This window comes from Paraglaciecola aestuariivivens, from assembly GCF_052983255.1.
Window position 1 is genome coordinate 389,950 of record NZ_JBRKBA010000001.1, and the last position, 20,198, is coordinate 410,147.

Genomic DNA, 20,198 nt, shown 5'->3' on the forward strand with positions numbered 1-20,198 from the left:
TTATACTTGGATTTTCTTACAGTATAATTTATTACACATAATAATTATAAATGGAAAATATTATTCTTGACCTTATACTTTATTATTTGTTAAATGAAGCAGATCCTAAGTAAAAATAGAGTCAGCAAAGGGAAGGCGGAAGCATCAAAAATAAATACCGCTCGAAGTATAATTAAAAAAATATCAGGTGGAACACATGTCAACACAACATACACATTTTATAAAAGGACGCCTACATCAGGCTGTTCGTAAAGCATGGTGCGCACCAGCCGCATCTATTTCGGCCATGCTTTTAACTGGTGCATTAATGAGTACACCAGCTATGGCTCAACAGTCTGGTAGCATTAAAGGTAAAGTAAGCACTGAAGTATCGGGCCTATTAGTTGAAGGCGTCACAGTAACAGCTTCTAGTGATGTTATGCCTAAGCCGCGCATGGCAACCACTAAAGCAGATGGTAGCTATACCTTGCCAGCACTTTTGCCAGGCACTTATACCGTAACTTTTACCTCGCCAGATGGCACAGTTCGCCAATCGCAAATAGAAGTCTATTTAGATCAAACCTCTAATTTAAGTATTGCCCTTGATGCTGCACCTGCTGAGCCAACTGAAATTATTTATGTAACTGGTTCTAAGATTATTCGTGATGGTAATTCTTCGTTAACTAACTCTTTAGGTAAAGACGTCATCGAAAACGTGCCTTCGGGTCACAACTATCGTGACTTGTTAGCCATTATTCCTGGGGTGCAATACTCAGAATATGGCACATTAGGCCCAACTGCGGGTGGTTCTGGTCGTGATAACCAATATGGCTTTGACGGCGTAGATATTTCATTGCCTATGTTTGGTAACTTGGCTTCTGAGCCTTCTACTCATGATATGGGTAGTGTGACTATTGACCGTGGGGGCGCAAAAGCCATTGGTTTTAACCGTGCAGGTGGTTTAGCCATTAATACTCTGTCTAAGTCAGGTACCAACGAATTTCATGGTAAAGTGAAATATCAATTCCAACCTAAAAGCTTAGTGGCCGACCGCGACAATGCTGATGGAACTAAGTATTCGTTAGACAAAACTTGGATCACCACAAGCATTAGTGGCCCACTTATTAAAGACGAATTGTTTTTCTATGGCTCTTACTATCGTCCAGAAACGTCACAGCCAAACAAAGAAAATGGCCGTGGACCAGTTAAAGACTTCGAAAGTACCCGTAACGAGTACTATGGTAAGTTAACTTGGGCGCCAACAGATGAGTTATTGCTAAATGCTAGCTTGCGTACATCTGAAAGAATTAATAAAGGGGCGTCGGTTGGTTCATTTGATGCCGATTCAACCTCTGTAGGTAGCCGCACTAATCAAGATATTGTGACTTTTGATGGTTCATACCTAATCTCTGACGATACTGTATTAACCTTTCAATACAATACCTTTGATTTTGAATCAGCTGGTGCGCCAGATAATCTAATCCCAGAAGTATCTCCTCGCATTGGTGATTCGTTAGATCTATCGCGTTTAGATTCTTTGGGTTTATTTAACGTACCTAAGTTTGGCACTGAAAACCCAGACTATGATAGTGATGCAGCTTTGCCACTAATTGAACAATACGGTTATTACAATGATGCCGGTGAATTAGTTGATGGAGGCTCTGTTGGTGTAGGTTCAACCATAAACAACCAAGATTTTTATCGTAAGAGTTTTGAAATCAAACTTGATCACGATATGGAAATTGGCGACACCAGCCATAAAATTCATGTTGGCTTCCAGTGGAAAGAAAACAAAGAAGTCTTATCTCGCTTATCTAATGGTTGGGGTAGCATCAGCTTCTTAGGCGGTGAGCGTCCTGATGATTACGATGGTGATATTCCAGTTTATTATCAAGCCACAGTACAGCAAATGAGCTTACAAACAGCCTCTGGTGATGTGGTACCTCCTATTATTTCATCTTCTGAAAACTTTAACTTTGAGTTTAATGATGAAATAACCGACGGTGACTTTACTTACAATATTGGTTTCTTGTTAAGTAACGATATTTTGTATGGACAAGGCCTAAAAGAGAATAAAAACAATGTCTCTGGTTATGAGTTAGCACCTGGGCATAAGTACAAAATGTACGAAGTGGATTTCTTGGATATGATCCAACCGCGTTTAGCCATTAACTGGGATTATTCAGAAGACACTACTTTATTTGCTAACTTCTCTAGCTACAACCCAGAAGCGACCTCTCTTGCTCGCGCAGCCTCTTGGGCGCGTAATACGCAAAAAACTATGAAGGTATTTTTTGATATAGACGGTAACTACATTGGCGACCAACCAGCTAGTGGTTCATCAGGTAAGTTCTTCGAAGAAGACCTAAAACCTCGCCGTACAGATGAAATTACTATTGGTATGACTAAAGCCATGTCGAATGAGTTTTTAATTCGTACTCACTTACGTCAACGTAAAGCTTTCCATGCTTGGGAAGATACTTGGAATGGTTCACGTTTATACGGAAATTACCAAAGCCCATTTGGTGGTGTACCAGACCATATTGCGGCACTAGGTTTGTATATTCCTGAGTTAGATTCTTATCGTGCAGAAGTAGGTGGCTCGTCTTATGTTATTGCAGAACTAGACGGTTCAGAAAACACCTATTACGAGTGGAGCATTGAAGGTGAATATGTTGGCGACAACACTTACCTAAATGTGTCTTATGTATGGAGCCACTACTATGGTAACTACGACCAAGACATCACTAGTGGCGCATCTGATGGTAACTTGTTTATTGGTTCATCTAACTTAGCTGATGGTAAAGGTCGTCAGTTATGGGATGGCAAATACGGTAAGCTAAATGGTGATAAGCCTCATGTATTAAAAGCCTTAGGTTATTACACTACTGATTGGAACGCTGATATTGGCTTTAACTTTGTATTCCAGTCTGGTGATGTATGGGAAGCATGGGATGGTTCATTATATGGATACTCTAGCTCTACTATTCGTTACGCAGAGCCTGCAGGTAGCCGTCGTGAGCCAAGCCATTGGCAACTTGACTTAAACTACAGCCAAGATTTTGCTATTACCGATACCTTAACCGCTGAGTTTACCGCCAAAATGTATAACGTATTTGATAGACAAACGGGTTACAACTTTGACCCTTATGTATCAAATTCATCATTTGGTAAGCCTAGAAGTTTAATTAGCCCACGTAGAATTCAGTTCTCTGTGAGCGTTGGCTTCTAATAGCTAAACCAGCACTACCCTGTATAAATCCCCGCCTTTGCGGGGATTTTTTTGAGTCGAACCCCACTCGCCTCTTAATATTTAATTCCTAAATAAACAATTAAAATATAATAATTTATTTTACAGATTAAGCCTGTTACATTAGGCCATATAAACACCTAGTACCTCATTACTAAGACCCAAAACATGAAGATTACAAAAGCTACCTCTATTTTTAATATTGCCTTGTTAACCGGATTTCTCATGATCACAGCTTGCGCAGTGAAGCCTACTCACGACCCAGAATTAAAAAAGTTAATCGCACAAAAGTTAATGTTAGATATTCGATACTTTTGTGAAAATGGGCCAACCGGCAATGCTTGTAGAACCCCTGTTACCCAGTTACCTAAGGCCTTATCTTCTATGGTAGCCAATACCGGCATTGGGGGAGTGATTATGTTTGCTGAAAACTTGCAAGACAGTGAACAAATTCTAAAACTCAATTATGCCCTGCAACAGGCCGCACAAGATGCGGGTCATCCACCTTTATTTATAGCAATAGATCAAGAAGGTGGGCGGGTGGTACGCATTCCACAAAATTTGGGTACTTCTTTTTCTGGCAATATGGCAATAGGTGCAACCTACGCTAAATTTGGCCACCACTTTGCCAGCGAAACCGGCAAAGTAATGGCAACTGAGCTTATGTCTTTAGGTTTTAATCTAAACTTTGCCCCCACAGTGGATGTTAATGTTAACCCTTTAAATCCTGTGATTAATGTACGCTCTTATGGTGAAAACCCTCAAGTTGTAGCAGAGCTTGGCACGGCACAAATGGCTGCTATGCAAAGCCAAGGCATGATGGCCACCCTTAAACATTTTCCTGGGCATGGCGATACCAGCGTAGATAGCCATACTGGTTTGCCTAGAGTAGATCACAGCTTAGAAAAAATTCTTACTACCGACTTATTGCCTTTTAACTATGCAATTGAACATGATAATCCGGCTTTTATCATGACCGCGCATATTCAATACCCACAATTAGATAGTACCGAATTTACTAATACTAAAGGCGAAAGCAGTATTCTGCCGGCCACTATGTCGCGTAAAATCTTAACTGACTTATTACGAGAGCAAATGGGTTTTAAAGGTTTAATAGTGACAGACGCATTAGATATGGCTGGCATTGCCCATTATTTTGATCAAACCGAAGCGGTCATCCAAACCTTTGCCGCGGGGGCAGACATTGCCTTAATGCCACTAACCATTCGCAGCCCTAAAGATATAAAGTTATTGGATAACCTACTTAATCAAGTAGTGGCAGCCGTACAGTCAGGACGTTTAGATAGACAAGAAATTGAACAGTCGGCGGCGCGCATTTCCCAAACAAAAACCCAATATCAACTGGCCACTGGTTTTGCTTTACCCTTAGACAAAGCCATTAAAAAAGCTGGCTTTACCTTAGGTAAAAAACCACACCGTATACTTGAGCAAGAATTAGCCAATAGCGCTATAGTCATGTTAAAAAATCAGGCAAAAACTAAGATAGATCAGCAGGTTAAACACTTGCACTTAAGCATGCCAGATACCACTAAATGTATGGCCTTAACCCTAGCGTTAAAAACCCGCTTAGCCAATACTCAGATAAGTTGCTCTAGTTTAGCCAATCAGCAAACTCAAACTGATAACAGCGACCTAGCAAAAGCAGAAGTTGTGATAGTGGCTGATATTACCCCTAACCAAAGCTTAGCTGAGCTAGGTGGCATGGATGACATTCAACATTGGCGTCAAAGGTTGCCCAAAAAACAACAAATCAACCAACAACTAAAGTTACTAAAAACTGCTAAGGCACAGGGTAAAACCACAGTCTTTATTAGTTTGCGTACCCCTTATAATGTGGGCATTTTTGCTGACTATGCTGATATTATATTGGCGAGTTTTTCTTACAATTTAAATCAACAGCAATATATAGACTCACACGGTCGATTAGTGACCCAGTACCAAGGCCCAATTTTTGAAGCCTTAGCCGAGGTCATTACAGCAAAACGCCAGGCCACTGGGCAATTACCAGTGACAGTTGAAATCTAATAACGTCACCGCCATAAGTAGCCCTAAATTATGCAAGCCTTAAAAGCCCATTGCCTGGCTATTTTAAAACAATGCCCTAGCAATAGGCTGTTGGCCTTAGATGTGTTTAGAGGGATCACTATTACTGCCATGATTTTGGTGAATAATCCTGGCAGTTGGCAACACATTTATGCCCCAATGCGGCATGCAGAATGGCACGGTTGGACACTAACCGATCTGATCTTTCCATTTTTTATCTTTATTGTTGGGGTATCCATTCACCTGTCTGGGCAAGTAGCACGCAAGGCCGCTACTGCAACCAGTACTATCCTAAAATCAGCTTTAATTCGAATGTGTAAGCTGTTGTTATTAGGTTGGTTTTTAGCGCTATTTTATTACAACTTTAGCCTCGAAAGTTACGACTGGGTTGAACAACGCCTGTTAAACATACGCATTATGGGTGTGTTACAACGCATTGCCTTGGTGTATATGTTTTGTGTGTTGTGCTGGTTATATTTATCTAAAAAAGCCTTAGTCGCCTGCTTGGTTGGGATCTTAATTGGCTATTGGTACTTGCTCACCCAAGTTAGTTACCATGATCACTTAGGTAATGAGTATGTAGGGCAATTAAGCTTTGGTAATAGCTTAAGTGCTTGGTTAGACGCAAAACTGCTAACAGCTAAACATGTCTATTATGCTCAAGCCCAACCCTTTGTTTTTGATCCAGAAGGCTTATTAAGCACCTTGCCAGCCATAGCCAGTGGGTTGTCGGGCATATTAGTGGGTTACCTGTTATCTAACCCTAAAGTTAATCAACTGGGTAAAATAGCTTGGTTAGTTGGTTTAGGCTTAATTGGGGTGTTAGTAGGTGAGCTCTGGCATCTAACTTTTCCCATCAATAAAGCGTTATGGACCTCGAGTTATGTACTCTTAACTAGCGGTTACGCATGCTTAAGCCTGGCGTTATTGCTTTGGAGCTTAGAATCGCAATGGGTCAGACTCATTTGTGCACCTTTTATTGTGTTTGGGGCCAATAGCATTGCCTTTTTTATGTTTGCTGGGGTATTGGCGCGCTTAATCATTATGCTGCCAGTGGGCGAACTCACAATGAAGTCTTGGCTATATCAACACCTGTTTGCCCCCTACTTGGGCGCATTAAATGGCTCGCTTGCTTTTGCTTTGTGTTTTTTAGCTGTGTCTTACTTAACTATGTACGGCCTGTACAAAAAAGGCATTTTTTGGAAAGTATAAATTTGTGCAAGCTTTACAGCTAACAAACATTTACGAATAATGCGCAAATCTAATTCAACTAAATAATTCTTAAAAATTGGCATAAATGTAATAGTAGCAAAAGCATTTACGCCAAAATAATCTAAAAAAAGTCCGTAAACACAGTATTTTAATGCATATTTTTACTGATTTAGCATTTCCCCTTGAGGTACACTTAAGCCTAGAATTTAATCAAAATATTTTATGAGTTTTTATGTCAACATTTACTAAAATAAAAGCTTTAAAGGACTCCTTCTCAAGCAGCGAACTTAAACTGGCTAAGTTTGCTTTGGACTCCTCTAATGCTATACGCGAATTGTCATCGCAAGAGTTAGCCAATGTAGTAGGCGTGAGTCAATCCAGCGTAGTAAAGTTTGCACAAAAACTTGGATACAAAGGTTATCCGGCATTCAAACTAGGCATAATCGATGCCTTAAATACCGCCCCTAGCAACAATACCTTGCACGGTAAAATCACCATAAACGACAGTTTTAATCAAATGTCAGATAAGTTGCTAAGCAGTAAAGTTTCGGTGTTAAACGAAACCCAAAAATTAAATGATGAAAGCGCCTTTTTAGCCGCTGTAGAAATCCTAAAATCAGCAAAACGTATTTTAATTTGTGGCTTAGGTGGCTCGGCTTTAGTGGGCAAAGATTTCGCCTATAAGTTGCAAAAGCTTGGCATTTTAGCCATAGAAGAGCCTGATGCTCACGTGCAACTGGCCTTTGCCACTACCTTAACTGAACATGATTTAGTTTTTGCTATTAGTGAATCTGGCTGCACCAAAGAAATTGTTAATGTGGTTAAACAAGCTAAAAAGAATGGTTGTAAAGCTATCTCTATTACTCGTTACGGCAGCAACCCTATCTCTGACATGGCCGATGTTAAGTTGTACTCTATAGCCGATGAAGAATCCGCTCGCCTATCGTCAATCTTAGCCCGTACCGCTCAAGAGTTTATTATCGACATCCTGTTTATTGCCATCACTCAATCTTCGCGTCAAGGTCGTCAAACCTTAGAAAAAACCAATGCAGTAGTGGCTGAGTACAGACGTAATTCTTAAGACTTAGCAGCTAAAAAAAAGCCACCCAAAATGGGTGGCTAAAAGGCAATCAGACTAAGGAAAGTCTGGATACAACAAATAAGCTTTACGTAACTGTTTAAACGCCTGTAAATCGGCTTGCCAGCTTGCTTTGATTTGTTTGGCGCTTTGCCCTTGCTCTATCGCTAAACGTAATTGGTCGGTACCGGCTAACTTATCCATAAAACTTGCACGGGTAAAAAACTCTTGGCCAGCTTGCTCAAACTGCTGATAAGCCTGGATTAACAAAGTTAAATCTAAGCCCTGTATTGCGCTTTGGCGTAAATCTAAGCCTTTAGCTAATTGGTCTTGTAACTTAGGGTGCAAAGCCGCACCTGGGGTTGAAACAGGGGTAAATTCAAATGGCCCAAGCGGCACACTATTATGCCCTATCACTTGAAACGGAAAGTCGGTACCACGACCAACGCTAACTGGTGTGGCTTCAAAAAAACACAAAGAAGGATACAGTTGAATAGCCTGACTATTAGGCAAATTGGGGCTAGGTGCCACAGGTAAATCATAAGCAAGATCACGGCTGTAGTGCTGGTTGCTTATAGTGATTAACTCCAAGTTACTGGCTTGATTTATCCAAGCTTCACCTTTAATCATCTTGGCGATTTCGGCTATGGTCATGCCATGCAGCACAGGAATAGCGTGCATACCCACAAAAGAGCGAAATTCGCTGTCTAAGATTGGCCCATCTACAAATTTTCCATTTGGATTGGGGCGATCAAATACCATAAAAGCAGTATTAGATTCGGCTGCTGCTTCCATCATGTAGTGCATCGAACTAATAAAAGTATAAAACCTTACGCCTACATCTTGGATATCAAAAATCACAATATCCACATCTTCCAAAAGTGCTAACTTAGGTTTTTTGTTTTTACCGTAAATCGAAGTAATGGGAATACCGGTTACCGGATCGATACTACTTTTAACATGAGCACCAGCATCATAGTCGCCTCTAAAACCGTGTTCTGGGGCAAAAATACGTACCACATTCACTTGCTGAGACAGCAGATAATCGAGTAAATGTTGATCTTTTACTCGGGAAGACTGATTCACTACCAGTGCCACTTTTTTACCGCTTAATAAAGGCAAGTACAGCTCTGAACGTTCCGCCCCTACTTGGATAGGCTGTGTATGGCTAGCTAAGTTTGCACACCCCACAGTACTTAACACCAGCACTAGCAGTAAGCTTTTGATTTTAATCCAATGACGCATAATTACTGGCTCTGACTTTGTACAGCTTTACGTAAATAACCTTGATGCTGCTGCAACAATTCACTGGCTTGGCTGGCTGTGCTATTGGTTAAAATCATTAAGATTGCCAACTTAGCTTCATTGTTGGCTTGTTTTAACGCTAGGCTGGCGGTTTGTTCATCACAGTCTGTGGCTTGCATGACTATTAGCAGCGCACGTGCATGTAACTTTTGGTTACTGGCATTCACGTCAACCATTAGGTTTTGATAGGTTTTACCAATTCTTATCATGCTAGCTGTGCTTAACATATTCAGAATTAACTTTTGAGCGGTGCCTGATTTCATACGGGTAGAGCCGGTTAATATTTCTGGCCCCACAGCCGCACAAATTTCAATATTGGCAACTTTACCAATAGCAGAATTGGGGTTACAGCTAACAGATACAGTTTTAGCTCCCACTTGATTGGCGTATTTTAATGCCGAAACCACATAAGGGGTGCGCCCACTTGCTGCAATGCCCACTACTACGTCTTTGGCTGTTAGCTGTACCGCTTTTAAATCGTCTATGCCCGCTTGTTCGTTATCTTCAGCGCCTTCTACTGCGCGTTTTATGGCTTTTTCACCACCAGCAATAATACCTATCACCATATTCTCTGGCACACTAAAGGTTGGCATACACTCAACCGCGTCTAAAATGCCTAAACGACCACTGGTACCAGCACCTATATAGATTAAACGCCCTTGTTGTTGAAAGGCTGCAACTATTAAATCAACGGCTTTAGCAATTTCACTTAGGGCAGGTTGAATAGCCAGTGCCACTTTTTGATCTTCTTCATTAATCTTTTGCAAGATAGCTTCTGAAGACAACACATCAATATCTAAGGTATTGGCATTTCGCGTTTCAGATAAAATGTTATTCAGCTCGTTTAAAAGAGGATTTGCTGTCATTTTAGTATTCACATTCATTTATTAATTTTGAAAGTTAGTTGGCCTGCTAGGCCAGCACTTCTTTGTTATCTTCTGTTTGATAGTCTTTAGCTGCACCGCTACAACAAACTAAAAATGCGACTGTGCTGCCAACACAAAGTTGCCAGGTAAAACCAAGATCAAATAACCATGCTTGCGGTAACACCAGAGCCATCACATAAGGCTGGAAAAACAAGGTTAATAAAAAGCCCACCACCAAGGCAGCCAATACCGACTGCTGATTGCCGCGCTTAGTAAATAACACAGTAAAATACACGCCTAATAATCCACTATAAGAAAACACCATGACACTTAAGGCAAATTGCAACAAAGGCATGTCGGTATGTTGTTGCCAAAAATAGCATAAACTGGCCATGGCACTGAGCGCTAGCGCCACCACAAACATACCTATGCGACCTGCCTTCACATAATGATGAGGCTCTACATTTGACTTACGACGAGTAAGCCATGGACGATACAAATCTTGCACTATTACCGAAGACATAGAGTTTAACCCCGAGTTTAGGGTAGACAAGGCGGCAGCAATAATGCCAATGGTAACTAGGGCTTTAATTCCGGCGGGAATTTCGTTCAGCACATAATACATGAAGATAGTGACAGATTCGCCTTTAAAGCTAGGTACCACAGCATTAGTCGCGCCATTGTTCATAATGTCGGGGCGATCGTAGAAAATAAATAATAACAAACCAATAGAGATAAAAATCAGCATGACAGGGATCACCATCACCACTGAATACAACATGGCTTTGCTGCCTTCACGGGCATTTTTACAGGTTAACACCCTTTGGGTCATGTCTTGATCTAGGCCAAAGGCGGCAATATTGAGTAGCACAAAACCAGTAATAACTGACCAAAAGTTAAACACTCCAGCCGAACTAAAATCCAGTTCAAATTTAAAGAAGGTCAGTTTTGATGCCGCCCCTGGGCTAGGCTCAGATAACGCGCGCGCTATGGTCGAAAAGTCTGCCGGAATAGCCGTATACAAAAAATACACCACAGCTAAAGCCGCGCCTATATAGATAGAGCACTGTAAAACATCACTGTAAATCACTGAGCGAATGCCGCCATACACTGTATATAACAAGCCACAAGCAGAAATAATTAACACTGCAATGATCACGTGTGAGGCATCAATATCGCCAAACAAAATCATAGATATAGCAATGGCCGCCATATATAACCTAGCCCCACTGGCAAACACCCGACCAAACAAATACATCAAGCCCGTTTGCCTTTTAGCCTTGGCCCCAAAGCGTTGTTCTAACAACTCGTATACGGTAAAAACTTTAAATTGATAAAAGCGCGGGATCAGAAAATACGCCACAAAAAGTGCGGCAATAAAGGCACCAATATTAGAGGTTAAATACGAAAAATCACCTCTATAACCTTGATCGGGTCCACCTAAAAAGGTCGCGGCTGATTGTGAGGTGGCTAACACTGAAATGGCCACTACCCACACAGACATAGTGTTGCCACCTAAAAAATAATCTTGGCTGTTAGCCGACTTGCGATTAAAAAACCAGCCAGAACCCAATAGCACTAAACCATAGACAGCAAAGGCTAGCCAATCTAAAGCAGTATAGTGTTCTAACATAGGGCACTCTTGTTATTTTGTACGATGAATAATCAAAGAATATATTATTCTAATAATCTTGTACACAAAGAAATAATAATTTATTTCAAACCCTATTCTGGTGCTTTAGTTTGATCCACTGTTACCCATCACTTGCTTGGCTTACTTCATCAAGCAAATAAAGAATAGATTGATAAGGCACCTCACTGTGACGGCTTAAGCCAATTTCGCAACTTCTGTTGTTGCTGTAACCTTGATCACAATTGCTTGGGCGTTGTGCTTTTAAATGCCTAAGGGCATGTTGATTAAGCTCAGGCTGATAAAAGCCTTTGTCTCCGGCAAAACCACAACAACTTACATCTGCAGGAATAACCACTTCTTGCGCGCAGTATTGGGCAATATTCACCAGTTGTTGATCAACCTTAGCTCTTTTACTGCTACAAGTAACATGCAAGATCACTTGTGACTTTTTCTCTGCCACTTTTAGATTAGGTAACACCCATTCACTGACAAATTCAGCCGACTCGTAAATAGTGATCCCAGACTCATTGCCTTTTAACGCTAAGGCACAAGAGCTGGCATCGGTGATAATGGGGTATTGGCCATTTTGACTGTGCTCTTGCAACACTTGCAAAGTCTGTGTGGATTGTTGCTCAGCATGGGCTGGGTCACCTTTACTAGAAAACGCCATACCACAGCACAGGCCAGCACTTGGCTTTGGAATAATCACCTCAAAGCCAGCTTTGTTTAAAACCGAGACTACAGTTTGGGCTAAAGACTGCTGTTTTGAAGGCGAGTTAGCAGCAAATATGCGCCCCGCACAAGCAGGAAAATACACCACTTTTTTAACTGATTGCTTAGCCGCAGACTGAGCCGAGCCTAAGCCAAACTCACCGGTTTTAAGTTTGGCCTCGCCTTTTGGCCACTGGGAAAAATACAAAGGCACAAAACCCGCGCTTAAGATGTTTAGACCTTTAAACCCCAGCTCAAGGGGCTTATCTCCAACTAACGTTTTAGTGGCATGTACCGCAGATAACCCCATGCTGGCAAGGCGGCTCACCCCTGCAAAATGCTTGGCGCTAACCTTAGCCAACTGCTGTTTTACCGCAGATTGTTGAAATTGTTCAGTACGCAAGGCCTTAATGTATTCGCCAGTATTAATACCCACAGGACAATGCATTTCACAAAGACCAGTTGCGGCACAGCTATCTATTCCCAGATATTGATAGTCGGCCTGCATCTGCGCTAGTTGCTCTGAGTATTGCTGCTGCTTGACATGCTCTTGGGATAAGGCAGCTTGCTCAAGCTGTTGTTGTAGCTGAGTCATACGCCTGCTTACACTTATCCTTTGCCTGGGAGTAAAGGTTAAACCTTGCGACGGACACACAGATTCGCAAAATCCACATTCAATGCATTTGTCTATGATGGAATGGCTACTAGGTAAAGCTTTAAGGTTTTTGATATGTACTTTGTCATCGTCGTTGATGATCACCCCAGGGTTAAGCAAGTTGCTGGGGTCAAACAAGCGCTTTAACGACTTCATAATTTGATAGGCTTCGCTACCCCACTCTAGCTCAACAAAGGGAGCCATATTGCGCCCCGTACCATGTTCGGCTTTTAACGACCCCTTTAATTCTGTAGCAACCAGCTTGGCCACCGCCGCCATAAAGTCGTCGTACTTCTGTACTTTTTCTGGAGTATCAAAAGCTTGGGTAAACACAAAATGTAAATTTCCAGCCAGTGCATGGCCAAAGATAATGGCTTGCTCATAAGCATACTCTCGAAAAAGCTTGTGCAGCTCACTAATGCCTTTCGCTAAAAGTGGCAAAGGAAAGGCCACATCTTCGATGATGACAGTGGTGCCGGCTTCACGCACCGCGCCCACAGCCGGAAAAGTGCCCTTACGAATATTCCACAAAGCTTGGTTGCGTGCCGAGTCAGTAGCAAATTCAATTTGGGCTAATATTCCAGCCTGATAACCAGCTATGACCTGCTCTACTGCTTGCACTCTTTGTGCTAGCTGCTGGGCATCGGCGGCTTGAATATCAATTAATAAGGCCACTGAATCATCAGCAAAATCAGCTACGCCTTTTGGCATAATTTCATGCTCAGATACCGACATTAAGGCGCGTTTATCTAATAGCTCCACTGCGTTTACATCTAACTCGGCCAATGCTTGCACTAACTCGCAGGCCATTGCACTTTGGTCAAAAATAAAAAAGCCGGTGCTTTTAAATGGATGGTCGGGCACTGTGTGATAGGTAATATCGGCAATAAAACCTAAGGTGCCTTCTGAGCCAATCATTAAATGTTTAAGCATGTCTATGGGATCAGAAAAATCAATCAAGGCATTAATACCGTAACCAGTGGTATTTTTTAAGCGGTACTTTTGTTGTACTTTTTGTTTTAGCTCGGGGTTAGTGTGTAGCTGCTGGCTAAGCGCTGTTAGCCCTTCAATCAACTCTTTATGACTATTTAAAAAGTTAGCCCGACTTTGTTTGCATGCGGTATTTACTTGGCTGCCATCGGCCAATACCAAGGTCATATCAGCTAAAGTATGATAACTGTTTTGTTCGACCCCACAGCACATACCCGAGGCATTATTAGCTGCAATACCACCAATTTTACAACTGTTAATAGAGGCAGGATCTGGGCCTATTTTGCGCCCATAAGGCTGTAAAATTTGGTTAGCTTTGGTCCCAATAATCCCAGTTTGCAAAGTGATTTTTTGCCCTTGCTGATGAATTTTGTAATCTACCCAGTGTTCAGACAAAACCACTAACACAGAGTCGGTCACAGCTTGTCCCGACAAACTTGTACCTGCTGCGCGAAAAGTAATGGCAACCTTAAATTGGTTAGCAATTTTAATAATGGTGATTATTTGGGTTAGATTGTCCACCATAAGCACGCGCTCTGGCGTCAATTGATAAAAACTTGCATCTGTTCCGTAGGCATAACGTTTACTGTACTGGCTGATGATGTTTTTTGCGGGCAAATGTTTAGCAACTGCCTGAGTAAACTGTGCAATGTTTTGGCTCATAATCTATCATTAATTCCATATAAATTAAGGTCTTACACTAAAATGTTGACCAACAAAAATCGGCATAAAAACCCACTACTATGCCTGCGCGCCGCTAAAGCCTACCTTATTTTAAGCTGAGAAAAAGCCTAAAAATAAAAAATCCAAGTGTCACCATTGAATTAGCACTAGGCCAATGGCAACATATAAAACCTGTCTATGAATACTGATCCATAACAGCAGCGGCAGCGTGAATTACGCTTCAATCTACCCCCAAAAAAGTAGCCCTAGAGTTTGCACATGGAAAAATTATTAATCAAAACCAGTCAGCCGTTAGCTGGCTCCGTTAATATTTCGGGGGCTAAAAACGCCGCCTTGCCAATACTAATGACCAGCTTGCTGGCAAACGGCAGTTGCACTTTTGAAAATGTGCCGGAATTACGCGATATTCAAACCACTTTAGCCTTGTTGTCTGAGCTAGGTGCAAAAGCCTCTCGCCTTAGCAATAAACACATAGAAATAGACGCCAGCAATTTAACTAATACCACTGCGTCTTATGAGTTGGTCAAAACCATGCGCGCCTCTATTTTGGTGCTTGGGCCTTTGTTGGCCAAATACGGTAAAGCTAATGTGTCTTTACCTGGTGGCTGTGCAATTGGCGCCAGACCTGTGAATATTCACTTAACTGGATTAGAGCAAATGGGCGCCCAAATTAAGGTCGACCAAGGTTATATTCACGCTCACGTTGATGGCCGCTTGCAAGGTGCCAAAATAGTCATGGAGATGATCAGTGTAGGGGCCACAGAGAATTTAATGATGGCTGCCACATTAGCCCAAGGCCAAACCATTTTAGACAATGCCGCACGCGAGCCCGAAATTGTAGATCTAGCCAATTGTTTAAATGCCATGGGCGCCAAAGTAAGTGGTGCAGGTACTAACACTATTGTGATTGAAGGGGTAGAGCAACTCAATGCTAGCCACTACAAAGTGTTGCCCGACCGAATTGAAACTGGCACCTTTTTAGTAGCCGCAGCCATGACAGGGGGCAAAATTCGCTGTGTAAATGCTGCCCCACATACGATGGAAGCAGTGTTAGACAAACTCACTCAAGCTGGGGCAACAATCACCACAGGTCAAGACTGGATTGAACTTGATATGCAAGGCGCCAGAGCCAAAAGTGTGGATATAGTCACAGCTCCACACCCTGGGTTTCCAACCGATATGCAAGCCCAGTTTGTGGCATTAAATTGTGTGGCAGAAGGAACCGCGGTGATAACCGAAAACATCTTTGAAAACCGCTTTATGCATGTTCCTGAATTACAACGTATGGGAGCCAATATACAACTTGAAGGCAACCATGCTATTTGCAAAGGCCACCAACAATTAACAGGTGCGCAAGTAATGGCGACTGACTTACGCGCCTCTGCCAGTTTAGTGATTGCCGGCTTAGTCGCCCAAGGCGAGACTATAGTGGATCGTATTTATCATCTAGATAGAGGCTACGAGCACATAGAACAAAAATTAAATGGCTTAGGTGCCAATATTCAACGTATTCGTTAATTGCCTGTTATTAACCAAGGGAAGCTCACCATGCAACATTTTCACGCTAAAGGAATAACCAAGCTAGTTAGTTTTGCGAGTATTTTAGTGCTTTTAATTGCCTGCTCGCCTGCCAAGCAAACCAGCCAAGAGCCAAGCAAAGCTAGCCCAGTTAAATTGCAACAAGCTGCAGTAGCAGCGCCAGATAGCTTTAGTGCTGACGCGGCCAAAACCATTCTAGAACAAGGTGGCAATGCGGTAGATGCAGCCATTACTGCACAATTTGTGTTGGCGGTTACGCTACCCGAAGCAGGTAATATTGGTGGCGGTGGTTTTATGTTGATCCACAAAGACGGCCAACAAGATTTTATTGATTACCGTGAAAAAGCCCCCTTTGCGGCCCACCGCGATATGTACTTAGATGAAAACGGTGAAGTGATCCCCAATCAATCAGTGATAGGCATTTTAGCCTCAGGCGTACCAGGTACAGTGGCTGGTATGTGGTTAGCTCACCAAAAACATGGCTCTTTGCCTTGGGCAACCTTAGTTCAACCTGCGGTAGACTTAGCCGAACAAGGCTTTATTGTGCCAGCAAAATTAGGCAGCTACATAGAAAGACACATTGCTAGATTAGCTAAACGTGGTTTTGACGTGAACTTTAAAGACTACTTCGCTCAGGCTAAAACTGGCGAATTGTTTAAGCAAGCTGAACTAGCGGCTACCTTAAAACGTATTCGCGATCAGGGTAAAGACGGATTTTATCATGGCGAAACCGCCAAAATTATTGCCGACTTTATGCGTGCGCAAAATGGCTTAATAGATCAAGAAGATTTAGCCGCTTACCATGCAGTGCAAAGACAGCCATTAGTAGCCAACTGGAAGGGTTATCAAATACTAACCTCTCCCCCACCTAGCTCTGGTGGGATTGCCATTATTCAATGGCTAAAAATGTACCAAAACCTTACAGCAAATAAGTCTCAATTGGCCCACAACTCTGCTGAATATATGCATTTATTGGCAGAAATTGGTAAACAAGTATTTGCCGACCGAGCTGAGTATTTAGGTGATCCAGATTTTGTGGATGTGGCAGTGGATCAACTTACCTCAGACCAATATATTGCAAAACGCAGCCAAGATATAAGTGCAGATAAAATTTCTGTTACAGAACTGATCCAGCCAGGCTTAAAAGAAAGTGAAGAAACCACCCATTTTTCTATTATTGATAAATGGGGCAATGGGGTGTCGAATACCACTACTATCAACTTAGGTTTTGGTAGCTCTGTGGTAGTAGAAGGCGCAGGCTTTATTCTTAATAACGAAATGGATGACTTTAGTGCTAAGCCAGGCGTCGCCAATGTATTTGGCGCAGTAGGTGGCAGTGCCAACGAAATTCAACCACAAAAACGTATGTTGTCGTCTATGACTCCCTCTATGGTGTTAAAAGACGGTGAAATAAGCTTAATTACTGGCTCGCCAGGCGGCACCACTATTATAAGTTCGGTGTATCAATCCATATTAAACGTATTTGAATTTAATATGGACGCGCAAAGTGCGGTGGATACACCACGTTTTCATCATCAGTTATTACCTAAAGATGTGATCCGCCATCACCCTGGCATAGCTCCAGAGGTGATTAACCAACTACAAGCTTTGGGCTACACCACAGACCAAAGACGCTTTGGAGATATGCATATTATTATTGATAAATACGGCCAAGTTTCGGCTGGCTCTGAGTCTAATGGTCGCGGTAAAGCTATAGTTTTTGATTCAGATTTAGCCCGTAAAAACCAACCACTATAAATCAAACCAATAAAAGCCTGAGCTAAGTGCTCGGGCTTTTATTGGTCCGCATAGGAATAAATTATTTCTATTTTTGTTGCAACAAGGCAAGTTTTAGTATTAAATTTATCCGCATCCTGGATGGGCGGTCACAAAGTAGGGTCTAAACCAAGGCTAGTTTTAGCGTTGATTCTAAAGCCAGGCTAAGGTAAGTGTTAACCCACTTTGTGTACCTCCCATATTTTTTTGCACTAACAATCAATTCTTTATCCCATATCAGGTGCAGCGGTCTATTGGGTATACGTAAAGGCAGGTTAATGACTCAAACCATAATGGAACAAGAAGCGCGGCAAACACCGCAAATTATCGCTAAGCAAATTCAAGCCAATGCCCAAGTAGTTGAAAAAATTGGACAAGATCTTCGCGCGCTACAGCCAAAAATGGTGATGATTATTGGGCGCGGTTCGTCTGACCATGCAGGGGTATTTGCCAAATATTTAATCGAAGTGGAAGCCAATATTCCCACTATGTCTGCAGCACCTTCGGTTTCTAGCATTTATAAAAAACAATTAAAGCTAGACGCGGCTTTGGTAATAGTGATTTCGCAATCGGGCAGAAGCCCAGACATTCTTGCTCAGGCCGAAATGGCCAAAGCGGGCGGAGCCTATTGTATTGCCATAGTAAATGATGAAAGCTCGCCTTTAGCTAAGATGGTAGACACAGTCTTGCCTATACGCGCGGGTAAAGAAGTATCGGTTGCAGCCACCAAAAGTTACTTAGCTACTCTGTCGGCGTTAATTCATTTAACCTCGGCTTGGACTCAAAATGCTTCGTTGTTTGCGGCCTTAGAACAACTGCCAGAAGCCTTAGATAAAGTCTTGCAAGCAGACATCCAATTGCAGCCTAGCACTTTTGCAAAAATCAATAACATGGTGGTTTTAAGCCGTGGTTTAGGCTTTGCAGTAGCCAAAGAAATGGCCTTAAAACTAAAAGAAGTTTGTTGTATTCATGCTGAAGCTTTTAGTAGCGCCGAATTTTTACATGGCCCCATTACCCTAATCGAAAAAGGCTTAGCAATTTTAAATTGTGTAGTTGTAGATGAAAGTGAATACTCACATAATGCCCAAATAGACGAAGTGAAAAAACGAGGGGCTGAGGCAATACAGCTTGACCAAGCGGGTCTTAGTGTTCACCCAAGACTTGCTCCGCTTTTAGTTTTACAACGTTTTTATATTGATATTGCCAAAGTTTCTATTGCCCTTGGATTAAACCCAGATGTGCCAAAAGGATTAAATAAAGTCACCCAAACCTTATGAATACACAAACTCACAGTACACGCATTCTTGCCACCCGCCTTTTTGACGGTGTAAACGAACAACAAAATGTAGTGCTATGCATAGAGCAAGGACGCATAGTGGCAATAGATAATAACCTTGAGCAAGTTGACCAACGCTTAGATGGGTTAGTTGTACCTGGTTATGTTGACTTACAAGTAAATGGTGGCGGTGGGCATTTATTTAATGACCAACCAAGCCTTGACGCTTTACAAGAAATGATGGCGGCCCATGCCCAGTTTGGTACTACTGGAATGATGCCTACTGTGATTACCGACAATATCGACACTATGCAGCAAGCAGCTGATGTGGTGAGTCAGGCGTTACAAGCTAAGATGCCAGGCATATTAGGCATTCATTTTGAAGGCCCGCATATTTCAAGTGCTAAAAAAGGCGCCCATTGCGAAAGCTTTATTCGCCCTATTTCTGAGGCCGAATGGCAATTATTTGCGCGTAAAGATTTGGGGCATATTATGCTCACCCTAGCCCCAGAAATGGTATCAACCACAGACATTAAAAAGTTGGTGGCTTTGGGTGTAATGGTTTGCATTGGCCATAGCAACGCAGATTTTGAAACCAGCAATCAAGCGGTAAAAGCTGGGGCAAGAGGTTTTACACATTTATACAATGCTATGTCACCCTTAACTGGCCGCGCGCCCGGAGTTACTGGCAGTGCTTTGTTAAACGACCAAACCCAATGTGGGCTAATAGTAGACGGCTACCATGTTAGTGCCGCAAGTTGCCAAGTGGCACTAAGAGCCAAACCCACAGGTGGAATATTTTTAGTCACAGATGCCATGCCACTGGTGGGCACTCAAGCCACAGAGTTTGCTTTTTTTGACCGTAAAGTCACTAATCACCAAGGTAAACTCACCTCAACTACAGGTGAATTAGCCGGCTCTAATTTAGATATGGCCAGTGCAGTTAAAAATACCCATAAATGGTTAAAGGTTTCTTTGCCAGAAGCCATTCGAATGGCCAGTTTATATCCTTTAAGTTTTTTACAAAATGCGCCCTTACCTATTGCCCCAAGCAAGCTAATTGATGTGAATAAAGCAGCCAATTTTGTGCTGTTAGACGCAGATTTACAGGTATGTTCCACTTGGATCCAAGGCCAACAGGTGTATAGCAAACAATAAATAATAACAATACAAGGTACCC

General features: G+C 42.2%; 12 protein-coding genes. 8 read left to right on the top strand and 4 right to left on the bottom strand.

The features are described from left to right. Nucleotides 1-196 precede the first annotated feature (196 nt). The 4 genes from ACVCDT_RS01875 to ACVCDT_RS01890 all read left to right on the top strand — a co-directional run bounded on the left by ACVCDT_RS01875 (nt 197) and on the right by ACVCDT_RS01890 (nt 7,586). On the top strand, nt 197-3,211 hold the full coding sequence (locus tag ACVCDT_RS01875) for a carboxypeptidase regulatory-like domain-containing protein (RefSeq protein WP_447131041.1): 3,015 nt from the start codon (nt 197-199) through the stop codon (nt 3,209-3,211). A 186-nt stretch (nt 3,212-3,397) separates the two neighbouring features. Then, on the top strand, nt 3,398-5,275 hold the full coding sequence (gene nagZ / locus ACVCDT_RS01880; RefSeq protein WP_447131042.1) for a beta-N-acetylhexosaminidase: 1,878 nt from the start codon (nt 3,398-3,400) through the stop codon (nt 5,273-5,275). Between the two features lie 30 nt (nt 5,276-5,305). After that, nucleotides 5,306-6,505: an acyltransferase family protein gene (locus tag ACVCDT_RS01885; RefSeq protein ID WP_447131043.1), complete on the top strand. Its 1,200-nt coding sequence runs from the start codon at nt 5,306-5,308 to the stop codon at nt 6,503-6,505. Between the two features lie 232 nt (nt 6,506-6,737). Next, on the top strand, nt 6,738-7,586 hold the full coding sequence (locus ACVCDT_RS01890) for a MurR/RpiR family transcriptional regulator (RefSeq protein ID WP_447131044.1): 849 nt from the start codon (nt 6,738-6,740) through the stop codon (nt 7,584-7,586). A 54-nt stretch (nt 7,587-7,640) separates the two neighbouring features. On the opposite strand, the gene ACVCDT_RS01895 is transcribed toward ACVCDT_RS01890, so the two are convergent. The 4 genes from ACVCDT_RS01895 to ACVCDT_RS01910 form a co-directional block, all read right to left on the bottom strand. After that, complete coding sequence (locus ACVCDT_RS01895; protein WP_447131045.1) at nt 7,641-8,828, bottom strand: exo-beta-N-acetylmuramidase NamZ family protein; 1,188 nt, start codon at nt 8,826-8,828, stop codon at nt 7,641-7,643. A gap of 2 nt (nt 8,829-8,830) precedes the next feature. Continuing rightward, entirely contained in the window at nt 8,831-9,754 is a 924-nt protein-coding gene (gene murQ, locus ACVCDT_RS01900; protein ID WP_447131046.1) for an N-acetylmuramic acid 6-phosphate etherase, read from the bottom strand. A 46-nt stretch (nt 9,755-9,800) separates the two neighbouring features. Then, nucleotides 9,801-11,387 (bottom strand): sodium:solute symporter, encoded by a 1,587-nt coding sequence (locus tag ACVCDT_RS01905; RefSeq protein ID WP_447131047.1) that lies wholly within the window; start codon nt 11,385-11,387, stop codon nt 9,801-9,803. Nucleotides 11,388-11,508: 121 nt separating this feature from the next. Continuing rightward, nucleotides 11,509-14,406, bottom strand: coding sequence for an FAD-binding and (Fe-S)-binding domain-containing protein (locus tag ACVCDT_RS01910; protein ID WP_447131048.1), 2,898 nt, complete (start codon nt 14,404-14,406; stop codon nt 11,509-11,511). 279 nt (nt 14,407-14,685) lie between these two features. Between ACVCDT_RS01910 and murA the strand changes: the two genes are divergently transcribed. The 4 genes from murA (at nt 14,686) to nagA (ending at nt 20,176) form a co-directional block, all read left to right on the top strand. Further along, nucleotides 14,686-15,945 carry a UDP-N-acetylglucosamine 1-carboxyvinyltransferase gene (gene murA, locus ACVCDT_RS01915; RefSeq protein WP_447131049.1) on the top strand — a complete coding sequence of 420 codons (1,260 nt, stop codon included), beginning with the start codon at nt 14,686-14,688 and terminating at the stop codon, nt 15,943-15,945. A gap of 30 nt (nt 15,946-15,975) precedes the next feature. Continuing rightward, nucleotides 15,976-17,724, top strand: a complete 1,749-nt coding sequence (gene ggt, locus ACVCDT_RS01920) for a gamma-glutamyltransferase (protein ID WP_447131050.1) — start codon at nt 15,976-15,978, stop codon at nt 17,722-17,724. A gap of 296 nt (nt 17,725-18,020) precedes the next feature. Next, nucleotides 18,021-19,019 (top strand): glucosamine-6-phosphate deaminase NagB-II, encoded by a 999-nt coding sequence (gene nagB-II, locus ACVCDT_RS01925; protein ID WP_447131051.1) that lies wholly within the window; start codon nt 18,021-18,023, stop codon nt 19,017-19,019. Then, nucleotides 19,016-20,176: an N-acetylglucosamine-6-phosphate deacetylase gene (gene nagA / locus ACVCDT_RS01930; RefSeq protein WP_447131052.1), complete on the top strand. Its 1,161-nt coding sequence runs from the start codon at nt 19,016-19,018 to the stop codon at nt 20,174-20,176. Before nagB-II ends, nagA begins: the two co-directional genes overlap by 4 nt. Nucleotides 20,177-20,198 lie beyond the last annotated feature (22 nt).